This is a genomic window from Salmonella sp. SJTUF14076, from assembly GCF_015534835.1.
GTDB lineage: Bacteria > Pseudomonadota > Gammaproteobacteria > Enterobacterales > Enterobacteriaceae > Salmonella > Salmonella enterica.
In genome coordinates, this window is sequence record NZ_CP064674.1 from 2,079,676 (window position 1) to 2,095,292 (window position 15,617).

The window sequence follows — 15,617 nt, forward strand, 5'->3', positions numbered from 1 at the left end:
CCTGTTCATGCCTGCTGCTTGTTGGCTACGTCCGTTGTAATCAGGAAATTTCATGGAAAATCAACCTAAGTTGAATAGCAGTAAAGAAGTTATCGCGTTTCTGGCCGAGCGTTTTCCTCACTGTTTTAGTGCGGAAGGCGAAGCTCGCCCGCTGAAAATTGGTATTTTTCAGGATCTGGTAGAGCGAGTTGGGGGCGAAATGAACCTCAGCAAAACGCAACTTCGTTCCGCTTTACGTCTTTATACTTCAAGCTGGCGTTACCTGTACGGCGTTAAGCCGGGCGCAACGCGCGTCGACCTTGATGGCAATCCGTGTGGCGAGCTGGAAGAACAGCATGTCGAACATGCGCGTAAGCAGCTTGAAGAAGCCAAAGCCCGTGTTCAGGCGCAGCGCGCAGAGCAGCAAGCGAAAAAACGCGAAGCTGCCGCGGCGGCTGGCGAAAAAGAAGACGCGCCGCGACGCGAGCGTAAACCTCGCCCGGTAGCGCGTCGTAAAGAAGGCGCTGAACGTAAACCTCGCGCTGATAAACCGACGACGAAAGCGCCGCGTGCGCCTCGCGAAGAGAAGCACACGCCGGTTTCTGATATTTCAGTATTGACCGTAGGGCAGTCCCTCAAGGTGAAAGCGGGTAATAATGCGATGGATGCCACCGTATTAGAAATCACCAAAGATGGTGTCCGTGTACAGCTGAATTCGGGTATGTCTTTGATTGTACGCGCAGAACACCTGGTGTTCTGAAACGGAGGCCAGGCCTGGCATGAACACTTTTTTTAGGCTTACCGCGTTAGCTGGCCTGCTTGCATTAGCAGGCCAGTCCTTCGCCGTGGAAGATATTACGCGTGCCGATCAAATTCCCGTACTAAAGGAAGAGACGCAACATGCGACGGTGAGCGAGCGCGTAACGTCGCGTTTTACCCGCTCCCACTATCGCCAGTTCGATCTGGATGAGGCATTTTCGGCAAAGATTTTTGATCGCTATCTGAATCTTCTCGACTATAGCCACAACGTTTTGTTGGCGAGCGATGTCGAGCAGTTTGCGAAAAAGAAAACCGTGTTGGGCGATGAGCTGCGCACGGGTAAGCTGGATGTTTTTTACGATCTTTATAACCTGGCGCAAAAGCGCCGGTTTGAACGTTACCAGTACGCGCTAAAAGTGCTGGAACGGCCAATGGATTTCACCGGAAACGATACGTTTAACCTGGACCGCAGTAAAGCGCCCTGGCCGAAAGATGAGGCTGAGCTAAATGCGCTGTGGGATGGTAAAGTGAAATTCGATGAGCTCAGTCTGAAACTCACCGGCAAGAGCGACAAAGAAATTCGCGAAACGCTGACGCGTCGCTACAAATTCGCTATTCGTCGCCTGGCGCAGACCAACAGTGAAGATGTGTTCTCGCTGGCGATGACCGCTTTTGCGCGTGAAATCGACCCGCATACGAATTATCTTTCTCCCCGCAATACCGAGCAGTTTAATACCGAAATGAGCCTGTCTCTGGAAGGTATCGGCGCGGTGCTGCAAATGGATGACGATTATACTGTCATTAACTCATTGGTTGCCGGTGGCCCGGCAGCGAAGAGCAAGTCGATTAGCGTCGGCGATCGTATCGTCGGCGTAGGGCAGGCCGGAAAACCGATGGTCGACGTCATTGGCTGGCGTCTTGACGATGTGGTGGCGCTGATCAAAGGGCCAAAAGGCAGCAAGGTTCGACTGGAAATACTGCCGGCTGGCAAGGGGACGAAAACGCGTATTATCACGCTGACGCGTGAACGGATTCGTCTTGAAGATCGCGCGGTTAAAATGTCGGTGAAAACCGTCGGCAAGGAAAAAGTTGGCGTACTGGATATTCCAGGCTTCTATGTTGGCTTGACCGATGATGTCAAAGTTCAGCTTCAGAAGCTGGAAAAACAGAACGTTAACAGCATCGTTATCGATCTGCGTTCAAACGGCGGTGGGGCGCTGACGGAAGCCGTTTCGCTTTCCGGTCTGTTTATCCCTTCTGGTCCGATAGTTCAGGTGCGCGACAATAACGGCAAAGTGCGTGAGGATAGCGACACCGACGGCGTGGTCTACTACAAAGGCCCGCTGGTGGTGCTGGTCGATCGTTTCAGTGCCTCGGCATCGGAAATCTTCGCTGCCGCGATGCAGGATTATGGCCGCGCGCTGATTGTCGGTGAGCCGACCTTCGGTAAAGGTACGGTACAGCAATATCGTTCGCTAAACCGAATTTACGATCAGATGCTTCGCCCGGAATGGCCTGCGCTGGGTTCGGTGCAGTACACCATTCAGAAGTTTTACCGTGTCAACGGCGGTAGTACGCAGCGTAAAGGGGTCACGCCGGATATCATCATGCCGACTGGCAATGAAGAGACGGAAACCGGAGAAAAATTTGAAGATAACGCCTTGCCGTGGGATAGCATTGATGCGGCGAAATACGTGAAATCGGACGATTTGGCCCCGTTTGGCCCGGAATTATTGAAAGAACACAACGCGCGTATCGCCAAAGATCCTGAGTTCCAGTACATCATGAAGGATATCGCACGTTTCAATGCCATGAAGGATAAGCGCAACATCGTCTCTCTGAATTATGCGCAGCGTGAGAAAGAGAACAATGAAGAAGACGCTCTGCGTCTGGCGCGTATTAACGATCGGTTTAAACGTGAGGGTAAACCGTTGCTGAAGAAACTGGACGATCTGCCAAAGGATTACCAGGAGCCGGACCCGTACCTTGATGAAACGGTGAAGATTGCTCTGGACCTGGCGCATCTTGAAAAAGAAAAACCAGCGGAGCAGGCGGCAGCCAATAAGTAACGCTAAACAGGCACAAAAAATTGTGCCTGTTTTTTTTTAACAAGCGCAGAAGTCGTCAGGATAATGCTACAAAATGTAAAGTTGTGTTTTTCTCGTGACTTACCGCCTGGTGATGCTTGAAAATAGCCATAAGACCCATACGATGTGGGTAATCGCATAGTGCGCTTTGTTAAATTGAGGTTAAAAGAAAATTATGATGCGAATCGCGCTCTTCCTGCTGACGAACCTGGCCGTGATGGTCGTTTTCGGGCTGGTTCTGAGCCTGACAGGGATACAGTCGAGCAGCGTGCAAGGCTTGCTGATCATGGCGCTGCTGTTTGGTTTTGGCGGTTCTTTTATTTCATTGCTGATGTCCAAATGGATGGCGTTAAAATCCGTAGGAGGGGAAGTTATTGAACAGCCTCGCAATGAAAGAGAACGCTGGTTGATGAACACCGTAGCAACGCAAGCGCGCCAGGCCGGTATCGCCATGCCGCAGGTTGCTATCTACCATGCGCCGGACATTAACGCGTTTGCGACGGGCGCACGCCGTGACGCCTCATTGGTCGCTGTGAGCACCGGTCTATTGCAAAACATGAGCCCTGACGAAGCGGAAGCCGTCATTGCGCATGAAATCAGCCATATTGCCAATGGCGATATGGTGACGATGACGTTGATTCAGGGGGTGGTTAACACCTTCGTTATCTTTATTTCGCGCATTATCGCGCAAATTGCTGCTGGTTTTCTGGGCGGCAACCGCGATGAAGGCGAAGGAAGTAACGGTAATCCGCTAATCTATTTCGCCGTTGCGACGGTGCTGGAACTGGTCTTCGGTATTCTGGCGAGCATCATCACCATGTGGTTCTCCCGTTACCGTGAGTTTCATGCCGATGCGGGATCGGCGAAGCTGGTTGGCCGTGAAAAAATGATTGCCGCGTTGCAGCGCCTGAAAACCAGCTACGAGCCGCAAGAAGCGACTAGCATGATGGCGTTTTGTATTAACGGTAAATCGAAATCGTTAAGCGAGCTATTTATGACGCACCCACCGCTGGATAAACGCATTGAAGCGCTGCGTAGCGGTGAGTACCTGAAATAATAAGCCCACTGGCAAGTATGAAAAGCGCGTCGAATGACGCGCTTTTTTTACGCCTGAACGCGTGGTTGCGTAATACGTAAACCGCTCACCACCGCCGCGAGAGTCGCCAGGATCGCCGCCGCGAGCAGCGAAAGATGCGTACCGCTATCGCCAAACTGGTTCAACATCAGCGCTACCAGCGCGGCGCCAGTACTTTGGCCTAACAGTCGCGCCGTGCCCAGCATCCCGCTGGCGCCACCGCTGCGCTCACGCGGCGCGGAAGTGATAATGGTGTGATTATTCGGCGACTGGAACAGGCCAAACCCTGCGCCGCAAAGGATCATCGGCCAGATAATATTCAGATCGGAGGGGGAGGCTGGCAACATGACCAGCGCAAACAACCCGGCTGCCATTATCACCATTCCCAGCGCCCCCAGCAAACCGGCATGAAGACGTTCTATCAGGTATCCCGCCAGCGGCGCCATCACCATCGTTGCCAGTGGCCAGGGCGTCAATAACAGGCCGGTTTCTACTTCGCTACGGCCCAGCACGGTTTGCAGATAAAAAGGTAGCGAGACCATGGCTAACATTTGCGCGCAGAACGAGCAAATTGACGTGCCGATCGAGAGTGAAAAAAGCGGAATGCGTAACAAGTCGATGGGTAACAAAGGGACGGGCAAAGAAAGCTGGCGGCGCACGAAGAAAAACCCGACCACGACCAGAACGAGCAGCTCTGCGCCAATCAACGTTAGCGACTGTCCCTGGGCAAATCCGCTCAATGCGGTAATCAGCAGGCCAAATGTGAGCGCATTCATTACCGCGCTCGGTAAGTCAAAGCGCGGCTTAGTGTCATGGGCGATGTTTGCTGGTAAAAAGCGTATGGCCAGAATTAACGCGATGATACCTAACGGGACATTAATCAGAAACAGCCATTTCCATGATGAGATGGACAAAATCGCTGCGGCGATCGTCGGACCCGCGGCGGAAGAGACTGCGACGATAAAAGAGTTAATTCCCATGCCTCGTCCCAGATGACGCTGGGGGTAGATAAGACGAATCAGCGCCGTGTTTACGCTCATTAGCGCCGCGCCGCCAAATCCCTGCGCGATGCGCGCCAGCGTCAGCATCTGCAGCGAGTCTGAAAGCGCGCAAAACAATGATGAAAGCAGAAATACCACTAAACCACATTTGTAGATCCGGCGATAACCAAACATGTCGCCTAAAAAAGACAGGGAAAGCAGTGAGACGACAATGGCGATTTGGTACGCATTGACAATCCAGATAGAGCTGGCAGGGGAGGCATGTAAATCAGTCGCAATGGTTGGCAGTGCGACATTAGCGATTGCGCCATCCAGAACCGCCATCGAAATACCGATAATAATCGTCAGGATAGCGCCGTATCTCTGCGGGAGGGGCAGGCCATCGGCCCGTGTTTTTTCCATAAGTATTTTGTAATAAGGGGAATTATGAGCTGAATAATAATGTTAGCATTAATACTGAGTTGTTATGTCGTAGATTTGTAACGAAGTAAGCAAAGATGGATTGCGGGCGACCTGGCGTGAAATTATAATAAAAACTCGTTCTGAATTTTATAAAACGCTCGTAATGAGGTGATAAATGGCAAACGCAGATCTGGATAAGCAGCCTGATTCTGTATCTTCTGTGCTGAAAGTTTTCGGCATTCTGCAGGCGCTGGGTGAAGAGCGTGAAATAGGGATTACCGAGCTATCGCAGCGCGTCATGATGTCGAAAAGCACCGTTTATCGCTTTTTGCAAACCATGAAAACGCTGGGCTACGTGGCTCAGGAGGGGGAGTCTGAAAAATACTCTCTGACGCTAAAGCTGTTTGAGCTGGGCGCACGAGCTTTGCAAAATGTTGATCTCATCCGCAGTGCGGACATTCAGATGCGCGAACTGTCTCGTCTGACAAAAGAAACTATCCATCTTGGCGCGCTGGATGAAGACAGCATTGTCTATATCCATAAAATTGACTCTATGTACAATCTGCGGATGTACTCACGTATTGGGCGTCGTAATCCGCTGTACAGTACGGCCATCGGTAAAGTGCTTCTGGCCTGGCGCGACCGTGATGAGGTTAAGCAGATTCTCGACGGCGTAGAGTATAAGCAAAGCACTGGACGCACGATTACCAGCACTGAAGCGTTGCTGCCGCTGTTGGATGAAGTGCGTGCGCAAGGCTACGGTGAAGATAACGAAGAACAGGAAGAAGGGTTACGTTGTATCGGCGTACCGGTATTTGACCGTTTTGGCGTAGTCATCGCAGGGTTAAGCATTTCGTTCCCGACGCTGCGTTTTTCAGAAGAACGCCTACAGGAATATGTGGCTATGTTACACGCCGCCGCGCGTAAAATTTCTGAACAAATGGGTTACAACGATTATCCCTTCTAAGCAACGTTATTAGCATGACGTTAAAAAAAAGCAGCTACGAAAAATGTAGCTGCTTTTTTTATAACATCGGGTGGGATGAAATCGTAAAAGTAGATAATATCTGTCGGCTTATTTAACGGTTATTAAAATATTATTTAACAGTACTTATGAACAACAGCCAATATAGGGGAATTATTGGTGATAGTTTCACTGTGAAATTATTTATTGCCGCTTAGCCATTATCCACCACGGTGGCGATTTTTCTGAAAATGGGACAGTCGGAAAAGCCAATAATGCCGCTGTTGGTATGGAGATATTGCGCCGTGCTGGTGCCGCGTGCGGTCAGGTAATGGCACTGTAAACCCAGCCCCGCAGCGTTCACTTTACTTCCCACCAGGATGCCATAGCCGCTCATCAGCAGGCCTATCCACACCAGGGCAAACAATACAATTGCGCGAATGATCAAACGCATTACTACCTCTTTTCTTTTTTAGTTAGAATAAGAGTAGCGTGTACATTGATTGAAACAAGTGAATCATTCCTAAAAACATATAATGCCGCTACAGTTACTCCTGGTTTAAGTAACTCATGATAATTTAGCGACATAAGATGTAAGATCGGAGAGTGGAGTGAAAAAATTTCGATGGGTCGTTCTCGGCATCGTGGTGGTAGTATGCCTGTTGCTGTGGGCGCAGGTGTTTAATATCATGTGCGATCAGGATGTACAATTTTTCAGCGGTATTTGCGCCATCAATAAATTTATTCCCTGGTAAACGTTTTACACCAGAGATTTCCTTCCCGTGTAGCAGTGGTAGAATGACGTCTCTACATTGAGGTGGTGAAATGAACGACGTTTTAAACTCTGGTGCGTTTTCTCTTGCATCTTTAATAGTATCAATGGTGGTTCTGGTGGTGGGGCTGGCGCTCTGGTTCTTTGTCAACCGGGCAAGTTCCCGTGCCAACGAGCAGATAGAATTGCTCGAAGCGTTATTGGATCAACAGAAGCGGCAAAACGCGTTGTTACGTCGCCTTTGCGAAGCAAACGAACCAGAAAAAGAAGCGGAACCCGCAACAGCGGCAAGCGAACCAAAAGAGGATGAGGACATCATTCGTCTGGTTGCAGAACGATAATGCTTACCGGGGCGCAAATGGCGCCAGTGCCATACGCCCCATTTCCCCGTCGGATCTCTCCGCGTTGCCGTTTGCAACTGATACTACAGCATCAACACCTTACATAATATATGGCTTTATATGCAACATAGTTTTATATGTATAACAAATGGACATATGGCATTTTTGTGATACCGCTCATTCTCTATTAAAAGCGAAACGTTTCTCTCTCTTTATGGATTGTCATTGTTTGTTCATTATTTTAAGGCATTCTGTAAAGACGCAGAACATCACAAAAAGCGGTGTCGAAAATCGCTTTTCTTTTCTATTATTTTGATTAAAAGGTGTTTTTTATCATTGTGACAATTTATGCATAACTCAGCATAAAAAGTGATATGAAAAATACAGCTTTTAAATGTGATTTGATGCACTGGAAGAAGCGAAGTTATTGAGCTATGGTAGAAAAATGGCTTTTCAGCAGTGACGTTGTCAGGAGTCCGTCAGCGCGTGAGGATATATCTTTCGCAATTTTGTTGCATAAACGTGCTGTCAATTTGTGAAGGTTCTCGTAATTTGTGCGACGGATCGAGACACGTTTAAAAATGGCTTGCCATAATTAACGTTGTATGTGATAACAGGCTTTGGGTTAAACGAGGTACAGTTCTGTTTATGTGTGGCATTTTCAGTAAAGAAGTCCTGAGTAAACACGTTGACGTTGAATACCGCTTCTCTGCCGAACCTTATATTAGTGCCTCAAGCAGTAATGTCTCAGTTTTATCTATGTTATGCCTACGGGCAAAGAAAACACTCTAAGGAATTTTGCAAATGGCAAAGATTAAAGGTCAAGTTAAGTGGTTCAACGAATCCAAAGGTTTTGGCTTCATTACTCCGGCTGACGGCAGCAAAGATGTGTTCGTACACTTCTCCGCTATCCAGGGCAATGGTTTCAAAACTCTGGCTGAAGGCCAGAACGTTGAGTTCGAAATTCAGGACGGCCAGAAAGGTCCGGCTGCTGTTAACGTAACAGCTATCTGATCGACACCACTGATTTGATGCGTTTGTCGCGTCAGCCTCAGATATAAAGCCTCGCTAAAAGCGGGGCTTTTTAATTCAATATCCTTCAAAATGTGTCTGGATGCGCTCTCGTTAGCGATTTGTTGCAAAGGCGCGATGTTATTAGCATTGTTTTTTCTGGTTTTTCCGGCCGTTTCCCGTTAAATCAATCACCTGAAAAATGATTCGGCTGGAGATCAGGTGAAAAAGAAAAGCGACGGCGATACCCGTAATTTTACGCCCATACGTTTTGCACTACTTTGCACTGCCATTCTGCTCAGTATGGCATTGTTGTTAGGGCGGGTGGCATGGCTGCAAATTGTTACGCCGTCGAAACTGGTGAAACAAGAAGATATGCGCTCGCTTCGTGAAGTGACCACGGCCTCTCCACGCGGCATGATCACCGACAGAGAAGGGCGACCCTTAGCGGTGAGCGTTCCGGTTAATGCTGTCTGGGCCGATCCGAAGACTATCATAAGCAAAGGCGGCGTTGGCTACAATGAGCGCTGGCAGGCGCTGGCCAGCGCCCTACATCTGTCGCTCAGTACGCTTGCGGAACGGGTAAACAGTAACCCGGCAGGCCGTTTTATCTACCTCGCGCGCCAGGTTTCACCCCAGCAAGCCGAATGGATAGATAAATTAAATCTACCGGGTATTAACCTGCGGGAAGAGTCGCGCCGTTTTTACCCTGCCGGACACGTAGCGGCCAATTTGATCGGCTTTACCAATATCGACGGGCAGGGAATAGAAGGTATTGAAAAGAGCTTTAACGCGCAACTGACGGGAAAACCGGGCTCCCGATTGGTGCGTAAAGATAAATTTGGTCACGTTATTGAGAACATTACGGAAGTGAATCCGGTTCCTGCTCATGAACTTCAGCTTAGCATTGATGAACGTCTGCAAACGGTTACCGAAGATGCGCTGGATAACGCCGTCATCTGGAACAAAGCGGAATCCGGCGCTGCCGTATTGATTAACATCCCAACGGGTGAAATTCTCTCGATGGCGAGCTACCCGGATTTCAACCCGAACAACCGTGAAGGCGCGCAGTTGGACGATTTTCGTAACCGCGCGATTAGCGACACCTTCGAACCCGGTTCTACTGTGAAGCCATTGGTCATTATGACTGCGTTACAGCAGGGCATCGTGCAGCCGGACAGCGTTATCGATACCCATCCTTTTACTCTCGATGGACACCGTATCCGCGACGTCGGTTACTATCCGGAACTGACATTAACCGGCATTTTGCAAAAATCCAGCGATACCGGCGTTTCTCACCTTTCTCTGGCGATGCCGGTGCAGAAATTAATGGATACTTATAAAAGCTTTGGTTTCGGCGTGCCTACCGGACTGGGTCTCACCGGAGAGAGCAGCGGGTTATTACCGAAACGCCGTTACTGGAGTGATTTAGATCGCGCTACCTTCGCTTTTGGCTATGGATTAATGGTGACGCCGCTGCAACTGGCGCATGTTTATGCCACGATTGGCAGCTTTGGTATCTACCGTCCGTTATCGATCACCAAAGTTGATCCGCCCGTGATCGGCACGCGGGTAATGCCGGAAGAACTGGTGCACGAGGTGGAACATATGATGGAGAGCGTCGCGTTGCCTGGCGGCGGCGGAACAAAAGCCGCAGTAAGAGACTACCGTATTGCGGTCAAAACCGGGACGGCGAAAAAAATTGGCGATGATGGTAAATACGTCGATAAGTATGTGGCATATACCGCAGGCGTCGCGCCGGCAAGTAACCCCAGATTTGCGCTGGTGGTGGTGATTAATAATCCGCAAAACGGGGCTTATTATGGCGGCGCGGTATCTGCGCCCGTATTCAGCCAGATCATGGGCGATGTGCTGCGGCTGGAAAATGTTGAGCCAGACGGTATGCCAGCCGATTCAGATCACCTTCTGGTGATGCATGGCAGCCACGTTGCGGTTCCGGGCTCGTAAAGGATTTTCCCGGGGCGCAATTCGCGTTACACTTGCGCCCTTTAGCGCCCCAGTCCGGAGTTGTCATGTCGTTTACCTGTCCGCTTTGCCATCAGCCGCTTACGCAGATTAATAACAGCGTTATATGCCCACAGCGCCATCAGTTTGATGTGGCGAAAGAGGGCTACATCAATCTGCTGCCGGTACAGCATAAACGTTCGCGCGATCCGGGCGACAGCGCCGAAATGATGCAGGCGAGGAGAGCGTTTCTTGATGCGGGCCATTATCAGCCGCTGCGCGATGCGGTGATTAACCTGTTGCGCGAGCGGCTGGATCAGTCGGCCACGGCGATTCTGGATATCGGCTGCGGCGAGGGGTATTACACTCATGCTTTTGCCGAGGCGTTGCCGGGAGTCACCACGTTTGGACTGGACGTTGCTAAAACGGCGATCAAAGCGGCGGCGAAGCGCTATTCGCAGGTGAAGTTTTGTGTGGCGTCAAGCCATCGACTGCCCTTTGCCGATGCGTCAATGGATGCGGTGATCAGAATCTACGCCCCGTGTAAGGCGCAGGAATTGGCGCGTGTGGTGAAACCTGGTGGTTGGGTCGTTACCGCCACGCCGGGGCCGCATCATCTGATGGAACTAAAAGGGCTCATTTATGATGAGGTGCGTTTACATGCGCCGTATACCGAGCAGCTCGACGGATTCACATTGCAGCAGAGTACCCGCCTTGCTTATCACATGCAGCTCACCGCCGAAGCGGCTGTAGCACTGTTGCAAATGACGCCATTTGCCTGGCGCGCCAGGCCAGACGTGTGGGAACAACTGGCCGCCAGCGCCGGACTTAGCTGCCAGACGGATTTCAACCTTCATCTCTGGCAGCGTAACCGTTAACCGTGAAAATGCGTCCAGAGGATCTGGACGCCAATTCCTATCAGTACGACCCCGCCGAGAATTTCAGCACGCTTACCCAGCATTGGGCCGATAAAGCGACCGATCATCATTCCGAGGGTGGACATGATAAGCGTGGCGCAACCGATAGCTAATGCGGTAGCGATGATGTTTACCTGCAAAAACGCCAGACCGACGCCAACCGCCATCGCATCGAGGCTGGTCGCGATAGCCGTCGTGACTAATAGCCAAAAGCTGTGGCGGCGTAACGGTGTTTCATCTTCATCACTACCGCCGCGGATACCTTCGATGATCATGCGTCCGCCCAGAAAGATCAGCAGAACAAAGGCTATCCAGTGGTTCCATTCCAGAACGAATTTACTCGCCAATATCCCCAGCCCCCAGCCGATTAACGGGGTCAGCGTTTCAACCGCGCCAAAGATAAGGCCGGTACGCAACGCTTCTGAGAATTTGGGTTTATGTAGGGTGGCGCCTTTGCCAATTGATGCCGCGAAAGCATCCATCGACATGCCGAAAGCGAGAAGAACAGTAGCAGTAAAGTGCATGACAACGTCCTGACCGGGGTATCCATTAAACACATCACTGCCCCCAGCAAACATGCATGTCGCCATTCTGTGACGAAATACACAGCAGTTGATGCGCCTATGGTCTCGCCTGACCAGCGGCGGCTGGTCCGTACGCGCCACGTTTTGCAACGAGTATGTTGACGCGTACATTTCCGGAGTCTGGAAATCGGCTACTCCCCAATTGACGGCGCAACATTAACATATTTTTAGAATATAAAACAACAGCGATAAAATATTATTTGCCTTCTAATTGAAAACGATTTTCATTTAGATTTATTCATCAATAAAACGTTAAATTAAATAACAATTGGTCAATAGAAAATATAGCCTTAGCTATATTATGATTCGAAATAAAATTCGAAAAACATAGTTGAGGCTATATCTTAGATTATTGATTTTCAATAAGAAGTTTATATATTTTTTCCAGATCGTCGATATTGCGTACACGGATAAGCAAGCGTCGTTGTTCTAATTGCATCACCAGTACGCCGTCTTCCGATAAATTCATCTCTTTAATACGGTTATATTCTATCCAGACATTGGCGAAGAAAAAGCCACGTTGTTTAAAGATGATCCGTGGCGTGCGGATCCAGAATATATAAAACCCCATTAACGCCAGCGCGCTTAATAACCATGTGGTCATCTGCGCTCCGTGGCTGGTTACGTTGTTATAAATAAGGATGGCGACCAGCCCAACGAAGATAACGCTGTCTACGCGACCGCGGCGGAGCAGGGCTATAGAAAGCAGAGTGGGGCCATTGCGACGGGGCATGATGAACTGATCGTAGAGAGCGTAAGCCAATAATGCGGCAATAAAGAGAATCAGCACCAGGTCCGTGATAGTCATTTATCCTCCAGAGAAATAAAAAAACGGGGCCGTTTGGCCCCGGTAGTGTACAACAGCCTTACTGGCCCAGCAGTCCTACGGAGTAGCCGGCGATACCAATGACGAAGAAGCCCACGATAATCCACAGCGGGTTAACTTTCTTACGCAGCAACCACATACAGGCAAAGGTCAACAGTAGCGGAACCAGACCCGGCATCAGCTGGTCGAGAATGGTTTGCACGGTGGTAACGCGGGTCTGACCATCCTGACCGGTGATGGTGGAGACCACCAGCGGGATATTCACGTGCGTCCACTTGTTAACCAATGCCCCCATGACAAACAGGCCGAGGATTGACGCCCCCTCAGTCAGTTTTTGCAGGAAGCCGCCGCCCATATCTTTAACGATATCGACGCCTTTGCGGTAGCCATAAGCCACGCCATAATAACGGGTCGCCAGACGCACCAGGTTAAACAGGATGAAAAACAGCAGCGGACCAAGCAGGCTGCCGCTCATTGCAATACCTGCGCCCAGCGCCGCGAATACCGGACGGACGGTACCCCAGAAGATAGGGTCGCCGACGCCTGCCAGCGGTCCCATCAGACCGACTTTGATACCGTTGATAGCACCATCGTCAATCTCTGCGCCGTTCGCACGCTTTTCTTCCATTGCCAGGGTCACGCCCAGTACCGGCGCCGCAACGTAAGGATGGGTGTTAAAGAACTCCAGGTGACGTTTAATCGCCTGTTTACGCGCGTCATTATTCTCCGGATACAGGCGACGAATCGCCGGCACCATAGAGAAGCAGAAGCCCAGCGCTTGCATACGTTCGAAGTTCCATGACCCCTGGAACAGGTTAGAACGAAGAAATACGCCGCGAATATCGCTCGGAGTGAGTTTTTTCTCGGTGGTAGTTTTAGTCATATCAACCATTTCGCTCACCTGTTAGTCCAGTTCGTTATCGAGATCGTTATTGCCAGCAGCCGCTGCAGGCGCGCCCGCTACACGGTTGTATTTCGGGCTCAGCTGGATGTAAAGAATAGCCATCACTGCGCCGATGACACCCAGTGCGACCAGGTTGAAGTTTGTGAAAGCCGCGGTGACGAAACCGAGGTAGAAGAACGGCATCAGGTAGCCTGCGCGCATCATGTTGATAACCATCGCATAACCAACCACGACGATCATGCCGCCGGCGATGTTCAGACCGCCTGTGACGACTTCAGGAATCGCATTCAGCATCCCCTGTACTTCGCTGGTGCCTACAGAGATGGCAACGATAACCGCCGGGATAGCGATACGCATTGCCTGCAGGAACAGAGAAGAAACGTGCAGCCAGGAGAGCGCCGTCAGGTTGCCGTTTTCAGCCGCCTTGTCCGCCGCGTGCTGGAATGCCACGGTGATGGTACGAACGATAATGGTCAGTACCTGGCCTGCCGCCGCCAGCGGAATCGCCAGCGCGATACCGGCGCCAATGCTTTGATGCCCGGCGATGACCAGAACGGTAGAGATGATGGACGCCAGTGCGGCATCAGGCGCAACGGCAGCACCGATGTTCATCCAGCCCAGAGCGATCATTTCCAGAGTACCGCCGATGATAATACCGGTTTTCATGTCCCCCAGAACGGCGCCGATTAAGGTACAGGCGATCAGCGGACGGTGGAACTGAAATTCATCAAGTACCGACTCCATACCCGCGATACATGCGACGATGAACACCAGCACAATCTGAAGAGTGGTAATCTCCATTGTACTTCTCCTATTGCTATCTTAAGTGTGAAAGCTAATTAAATGCCGGCGGTTATTTCGCCACTTTGGCAATTAAATCCATCATTTTCAGTTTCGGATCGGTGGAAACTTTACGCACCTCAAGCTCGATGCCGCGCTCGTTGAGCTTTTTAAAGGCTTCGATATCCTTTTCATCGACGGAAACGGCGTTGTTCACCTGCGTTTTACCTTGACGATAGGCCATACCGCCAATGTTCACGGAGGTGACTTTCACGCCGCCCTCAACGATGCGCTCGACGTCGGTAGGATTGGTAAACAGAAGCATCACGCGTTCGCCAGCGTATTTCGGGTTATTGTAGACGCGAATCATCTTCGCGACGTCAACCACATGCGCCGTAACGCCTGGCGGCGCAACTTGCGTCAGCAGCGTTTTACGTACGGTATCAGCCGCCACTTCATCGCTCACAACAATAATACGGCTGACATTGGTCTCTTTGGTCCAGCGGGTAGCGACCTGACCGTGAATGAGACGGTCATCAATACGGGCAAGCCCGATAACCATATAATCATTCGGGCCCATCGGTTTTGCCGGCGTGGCCGCTTTTGGCGCGGCGGCGACTGGCGCTGGCGCGGCTTTTTCTACCGGTTTCGCTTTCAGCGCTTTTACGCCTTCACGACCGGTTTCTACCGCCAGTGCGACCAGCTCGTCAAAGCTCGGATCGTCGTCACGAGCCATAAACGTTTCGACCAGCATCGGGATGTTGACGCCGGCAATAACTTCATAGCGCTCTTTATCGACGACAATGCGGCTGGCAGCATTAAACGGACTGCCTCCCCATGTATCAACGAGAAATAGCACGCCTTTACTGGTATCGAGTTTAGCCAACTGAGCGTTGTACTTTTCGATCAGCGTTTCGGCATTTTCGCCTGGAACGAAATCGATCCAGCCGACGTTTTCCTGCTCGCCTAACAGCATTTCGGCTGTTTTAAGTAACTGCTCTGCAGCCCAACCATGTGTGCCTATAACAATAGCAATGGTCACTTGCTACCTCCTTTATTATTGTCAACACATCAACTTGACAGATGTATTTTTTGAATCGCCGTCCGCAAGCGAATCGATTCAGATGAGGGTTACAACGAAAAACGCATGATTTTCGTGAATTATTTTAGATATCGAAAAAAATATTTTGTGTGATGGAGATCCGTAATTTTGTTTTCGATAATGAGAAATTTCGAAGTGTAAAATATCC

General features: G+C 50.5%; 17 protein-coding genes and 1 riboswitch. Of the genes, 10 read left to right on the forward strand and 7 right to left on the reverse strand.

Annotated elements, in window-relative coordinates; genetic code table 11:
• Positions 1 to 52 precede the first annotated feature (52 nt).
• From proQ to htpX, 3 genes are all read left to right on the forward strand, one after another.
• Positions 53 to 739, forward strand: coding sequence for an RNA chaperone ProQ (gene proQ / locus HU143_RS10110; protein ID WP_000431401.1), 687 nt, complete (start codon positions 53 to 55; stop codon positions 737 to 739).
• Positions 740 to 758: 19 nt separating this feature from the next.
• The gene (gene prc, locus HU143_RS10115) at positions 759 to 2,807 is read left to right on the forward strand and encodes a carboxy terminal-processing peptidase (protein ID WP_001091237.1); all 2,049 of its coding nucleotides are present in this window, start codon (positions 759 to 761) and stop codon (positions 2,805 to 2,807) included.
• Positions 2,808 to 3,000: 193 nt separating this feature from the next.
• Positions 3,001 to 3,882 carry a protease HtpX gene (gene htpX, locus HU143_RS10120; RefSeq protein ID WP_000984498.1) on the forward strand — a complete coding sequence of 294 codons (882 nt, stop codon included), beginning with the start codon at positions 3,001 to 3,003 and terminating at the stop codon, positions 3,880 to 3,882.
• Between the two features lie 47 nt (positions 3,883 to 3,929).
• Here htpX and HU143_RS10125 read toward each other — a convergent pair whose 3' ends face one another.
• Positions 3,930 to 5,303, reverse strand: a complete 1,374-nt coding sequence (locus HU143_RS10125) for an MFS transporter (protein ID WP_000416139.1) — start codon at positions 5,301 to 5,303, stop codon at positions 3,930 to 3,932.
• Positions 5,304 to 5,478: 175 nt separating this feature from the next.
• Between HU143_RS10125 and kdgR the strand changes: the two genes are divergently transcribed.
• Entirely contained in the window at positions 5,479 to 6,270 is a 792-nt protein-coding gene (kdgR, locus tag HU143_RS10130; RefSeq protein ID WP_001262195.1) for a DNA-binding transcriptional regulator KdgR, read from the forward strand.
• Positions 6,271 to 6,481: 211 nt separating this feature from the next.
• Here the strand turns inward: kdgR and yobH are convergent, their stop codons facing one another.
• On the reverse strand, positions 6,482 to 6,721 hold the full coding sequence (gene yobH, locus HU143_RS10135) for an invasion protein YobH (protein WP_001236777.1): 240 nt from the start codon (positions 6,719 to 6,721) through the stop codon (positions 6,482 to 6,484).
• 157 nt (positions 6,722 to 6,878) lie between these two features.
• Here yobH and mgrB point away from each other — a divergent pair, with 157 nt between their 5' ends.
• The 6 genes from mgrB to rlmA all read left to right on the forward strand — a co-directional run bounded on the left by mgrB (position 6,879) and on the right by rlmA (position 11,234).
• On the forward strand, positions 6,879 to 7,022 hold the full coding sequence (gene mgrB, locus HU143_RS10140) for a PhoP/PhoQ regulator MgrB (RefSeq protein ID WP_000714547.1): 144 nt from the start codon (positions 6,879 to 6,881) through the stop codon (positions 7,020 to 7,022).
• A 70-nt stretch (positions 7,023 to 7,092) separates the two neighbouring features.
• A complete protein-coding gene (locus HU143_RS10145) occupies positions 7,093 to 7,380 on the forward strand; it encodes a YebO family protein (RefSeq protein ID WP_001000660.1) in 288 nt (95 codons plus the stop codon).
• A 648-nt stretch (positions 7,381 to 8,028) separates the two neighbouring features.
• Entirely contained in the window at positions 8,029 to 8,172 is a 144-nt protein-coding gene (locus tag HU143_RS10150) for a DUF2627 domain-containing protein (RefSeq protein WP_001537930.1), read from the forward strand.
• A gap of 12 nt (positions 8,173 to 8,184) precedes the next feature.
• Complete coding sequence (gene cspE / locus HU143_RS10155; protein WP_001062678.1) at positions 8,185 to 8,394, forward strand: transcription antiterminator/RNA stability regulator CspE; 210 nt, start codon at positions 8,185 to 8,187, stop codon at positions 8,392 to 8,394.
• Between the two features lie 219 nt (positions 8,395 to 8,613).
• Positions 8,614 to 10,359, forward strand: coding sequence for a peptidoglycan glycosyltransferase FtsI (ftsI, locus tag HU143_RS10160; protein ID WP_000730322.1), 1,746 nt, complete (start codon positions 8,614 to 8,616; stop codon positions 10,357 to 10,359).
• 65 nt (positions 10,360 to 10,424) lie between these two features.
• Positions 10,425 to 11,234 carry a 23S rRNA (guanine(745)-N(1))-methyltransferase gene (rlmA, locus tag HU143_RS10165; RefSeq protein ID WP_000010923.1) on the forward strand — a complete coding sequence of 270 codons (810 nt, stop codon included), beginning with the start codon at positions 10,425 to 10,427 and terminating at the stop codon, positions 11,232 to 11,234.
• On the opposite strand, the gene mntP is transcribed toward rlmA, so the two are convergent.
• From mntP to manX, 5 genes are all read right to left on the reverse strand, one after another.
• The gene (gene mntP, locus HU143_RS10170; protein ID WP_001518359.1) at positions 11,231 to 11,797 is read right to left on the reverse strand and encodes a manganese efflux pump MntP; all 567 of its coding nucleotides are present in this window, start codon (positions 11,795 to 11,797) and stop codon (positions 11,231 to 11,233) included. The two genes, rlmA and mntP, sit on opposite strands and share 4 nt — an antisense overlap.
• 111 nt (positions 11,798 to 11,908) lie before the next feature.
• Positions 11,909 to 12,010: riboswitch (yybP-ykoY riboswitch) on the reverse strand.
• Between the two features lie 196 nt (positions 12,011 to 12,206).
• Positions 12,207 to 12,665, reverse strand: coding sequence for a DUF986 family protein (locus HU143_RS10175; RefSeq protein WP_000156280.1), 459 nt, complete (start codon positions 12,663 to 12,665; stop codon positions 12,207 to 12,209).
• Positions 12,666 to 12,723: 58 nt separating this feature from the next.
• Positions 12,724 to 13,575, reverse strand: coding sequence for a PTS mannose transporter subunit IID (locus HU143_RS10180; protein ID WP_001518647.1), 852 nt, complete (start codon positions 13,573 to 13,575; stop codon positions 12,724 to 12,726).
• A 12-nt stretch (positions 13,576 to 13,587) separates the two neighbouring features.
• On the reverse strand, positions 13,588 to 14,388 hold the full coding sequence (gene manY / locus HU143_RS10185) for a PTS mannose transporter subunit IIC (protein ID WP_000406918.1): 801 nt from the start codon (positions 14,386 to 14,388) through the stop codon (positions 13,588 to 13,590).
• Positions 14,389 to 14,440: 52 nt separating this feature from the next.
• Positions 14,441 to 15,409, reverse strand: coding sequence for a PTS mannose transporter subunit IIAB (gene manX / locus HU143_RS10190; protein ID WP_000150523.1), 969 nt, complete (start codon positions 15,407 to 15,409; stop codon positions 14,441 to 14,443).
• Positions 15,410 to 15,617 lie beyond the last annotated feature (208 nt).

Excerpts from the sequence above, each read along its gene's own strand:
- proQ (WP_000431401.1), top strand. The coding sequence starts at position 53 with ATGGAAAATCAACCTAAGTTGAATAGCAGTAAAGAAGTTATCGCGTTT.
- prc (WP_001091237.1), top strand. The coding sequence starts at position 759 with ATGAACACTTTTTTTAGGCTTACCGCGTTAGCTGGCCTGCTTGCATTA.
- htpX (WP_000984498.1), top strand. The coding sequence starts at position 3,001 with ATGATGCGAATCGCGCTCTTCCTGCTGACGAACCTGGCCGTGATGGTC.
- HU143_RS10125 (WP_000416139.1), bottom strand. The coding sequence starts at position 5,303 with ATGGAAAAAACACGGGCCGATGGCCTGCCCCTCCCGCAGAGATACGGC.
- kdgR (WP_001262195.1), top strand. The coding sequence starts at position 5,479 with ATGGCAAACGCAGATCTGGATAAGCAGCCTGATTCTGTATCTTCTGTG.
- yobH (WP_001236777.1), bottom strand. The coding sequence starts at position 6,721 with ATGCGTTTGATCATTCGCGCAATTGTATTGTTTGCCCTGGTGTGGATA.
- HU143_RS10145 (WP_001000660.1), top strand. The coding sequence starts at position 7,093 with ATGAACGACGTTTTAAACTCTGGTGCGTTTTCTCTTGCATCTTTAATA.
- HU143_RS10150 (WP_001537930.1), top strand. The coding sequence starts at position 8,029 with ATGTGTGGCATTTTCAGTAAAGAAGTCCTGAGTAAACACGTTGACGTT.
- cspE (WP_001062678.1), top strand. The coding sequence starts at position 8,185 with ATGGCAAAGATTAAAGGTCAAGTTAAGTGGTTCAACGAATCCAAAGGT.
- rlmA (WP_000010923.1), top strand. The coding sequence starts at position 10,425 with ATGTCGTTTACCTGTCCGCTTTGCCATCAGCCGCTTACGCAGATTAAT.
- mntP (WP_001518359.1), bottom strand. The coding sequence starts at position 11,797 with ATGCACTTTACTGCTACTGTTCTTCTCGCTTTCGGCATGTCGATGGAT.
- HU143_RS10175 (WP_000156280.1), bottom strand. The coding sequence starts at position 12,665 with ATGACTATCACGGACCTGGTGCTGATTCTCTTTATTGCCGCATTATTG.
- HU143_RS10180 (WP_001518647.1), bottom strand. The coding sequence starts at position 13,575 with ATGGTTGATATGACTAAAACTACCACCGAGAAAAAACTCACTCCGAGC.
- manY (WP_000406918.1), bottom strand. The coding sequence starts at position 14,388 with ATGGAGATTACCACTCTTCAGATTGTGCTGGTGTTCATCGTCGCATGT.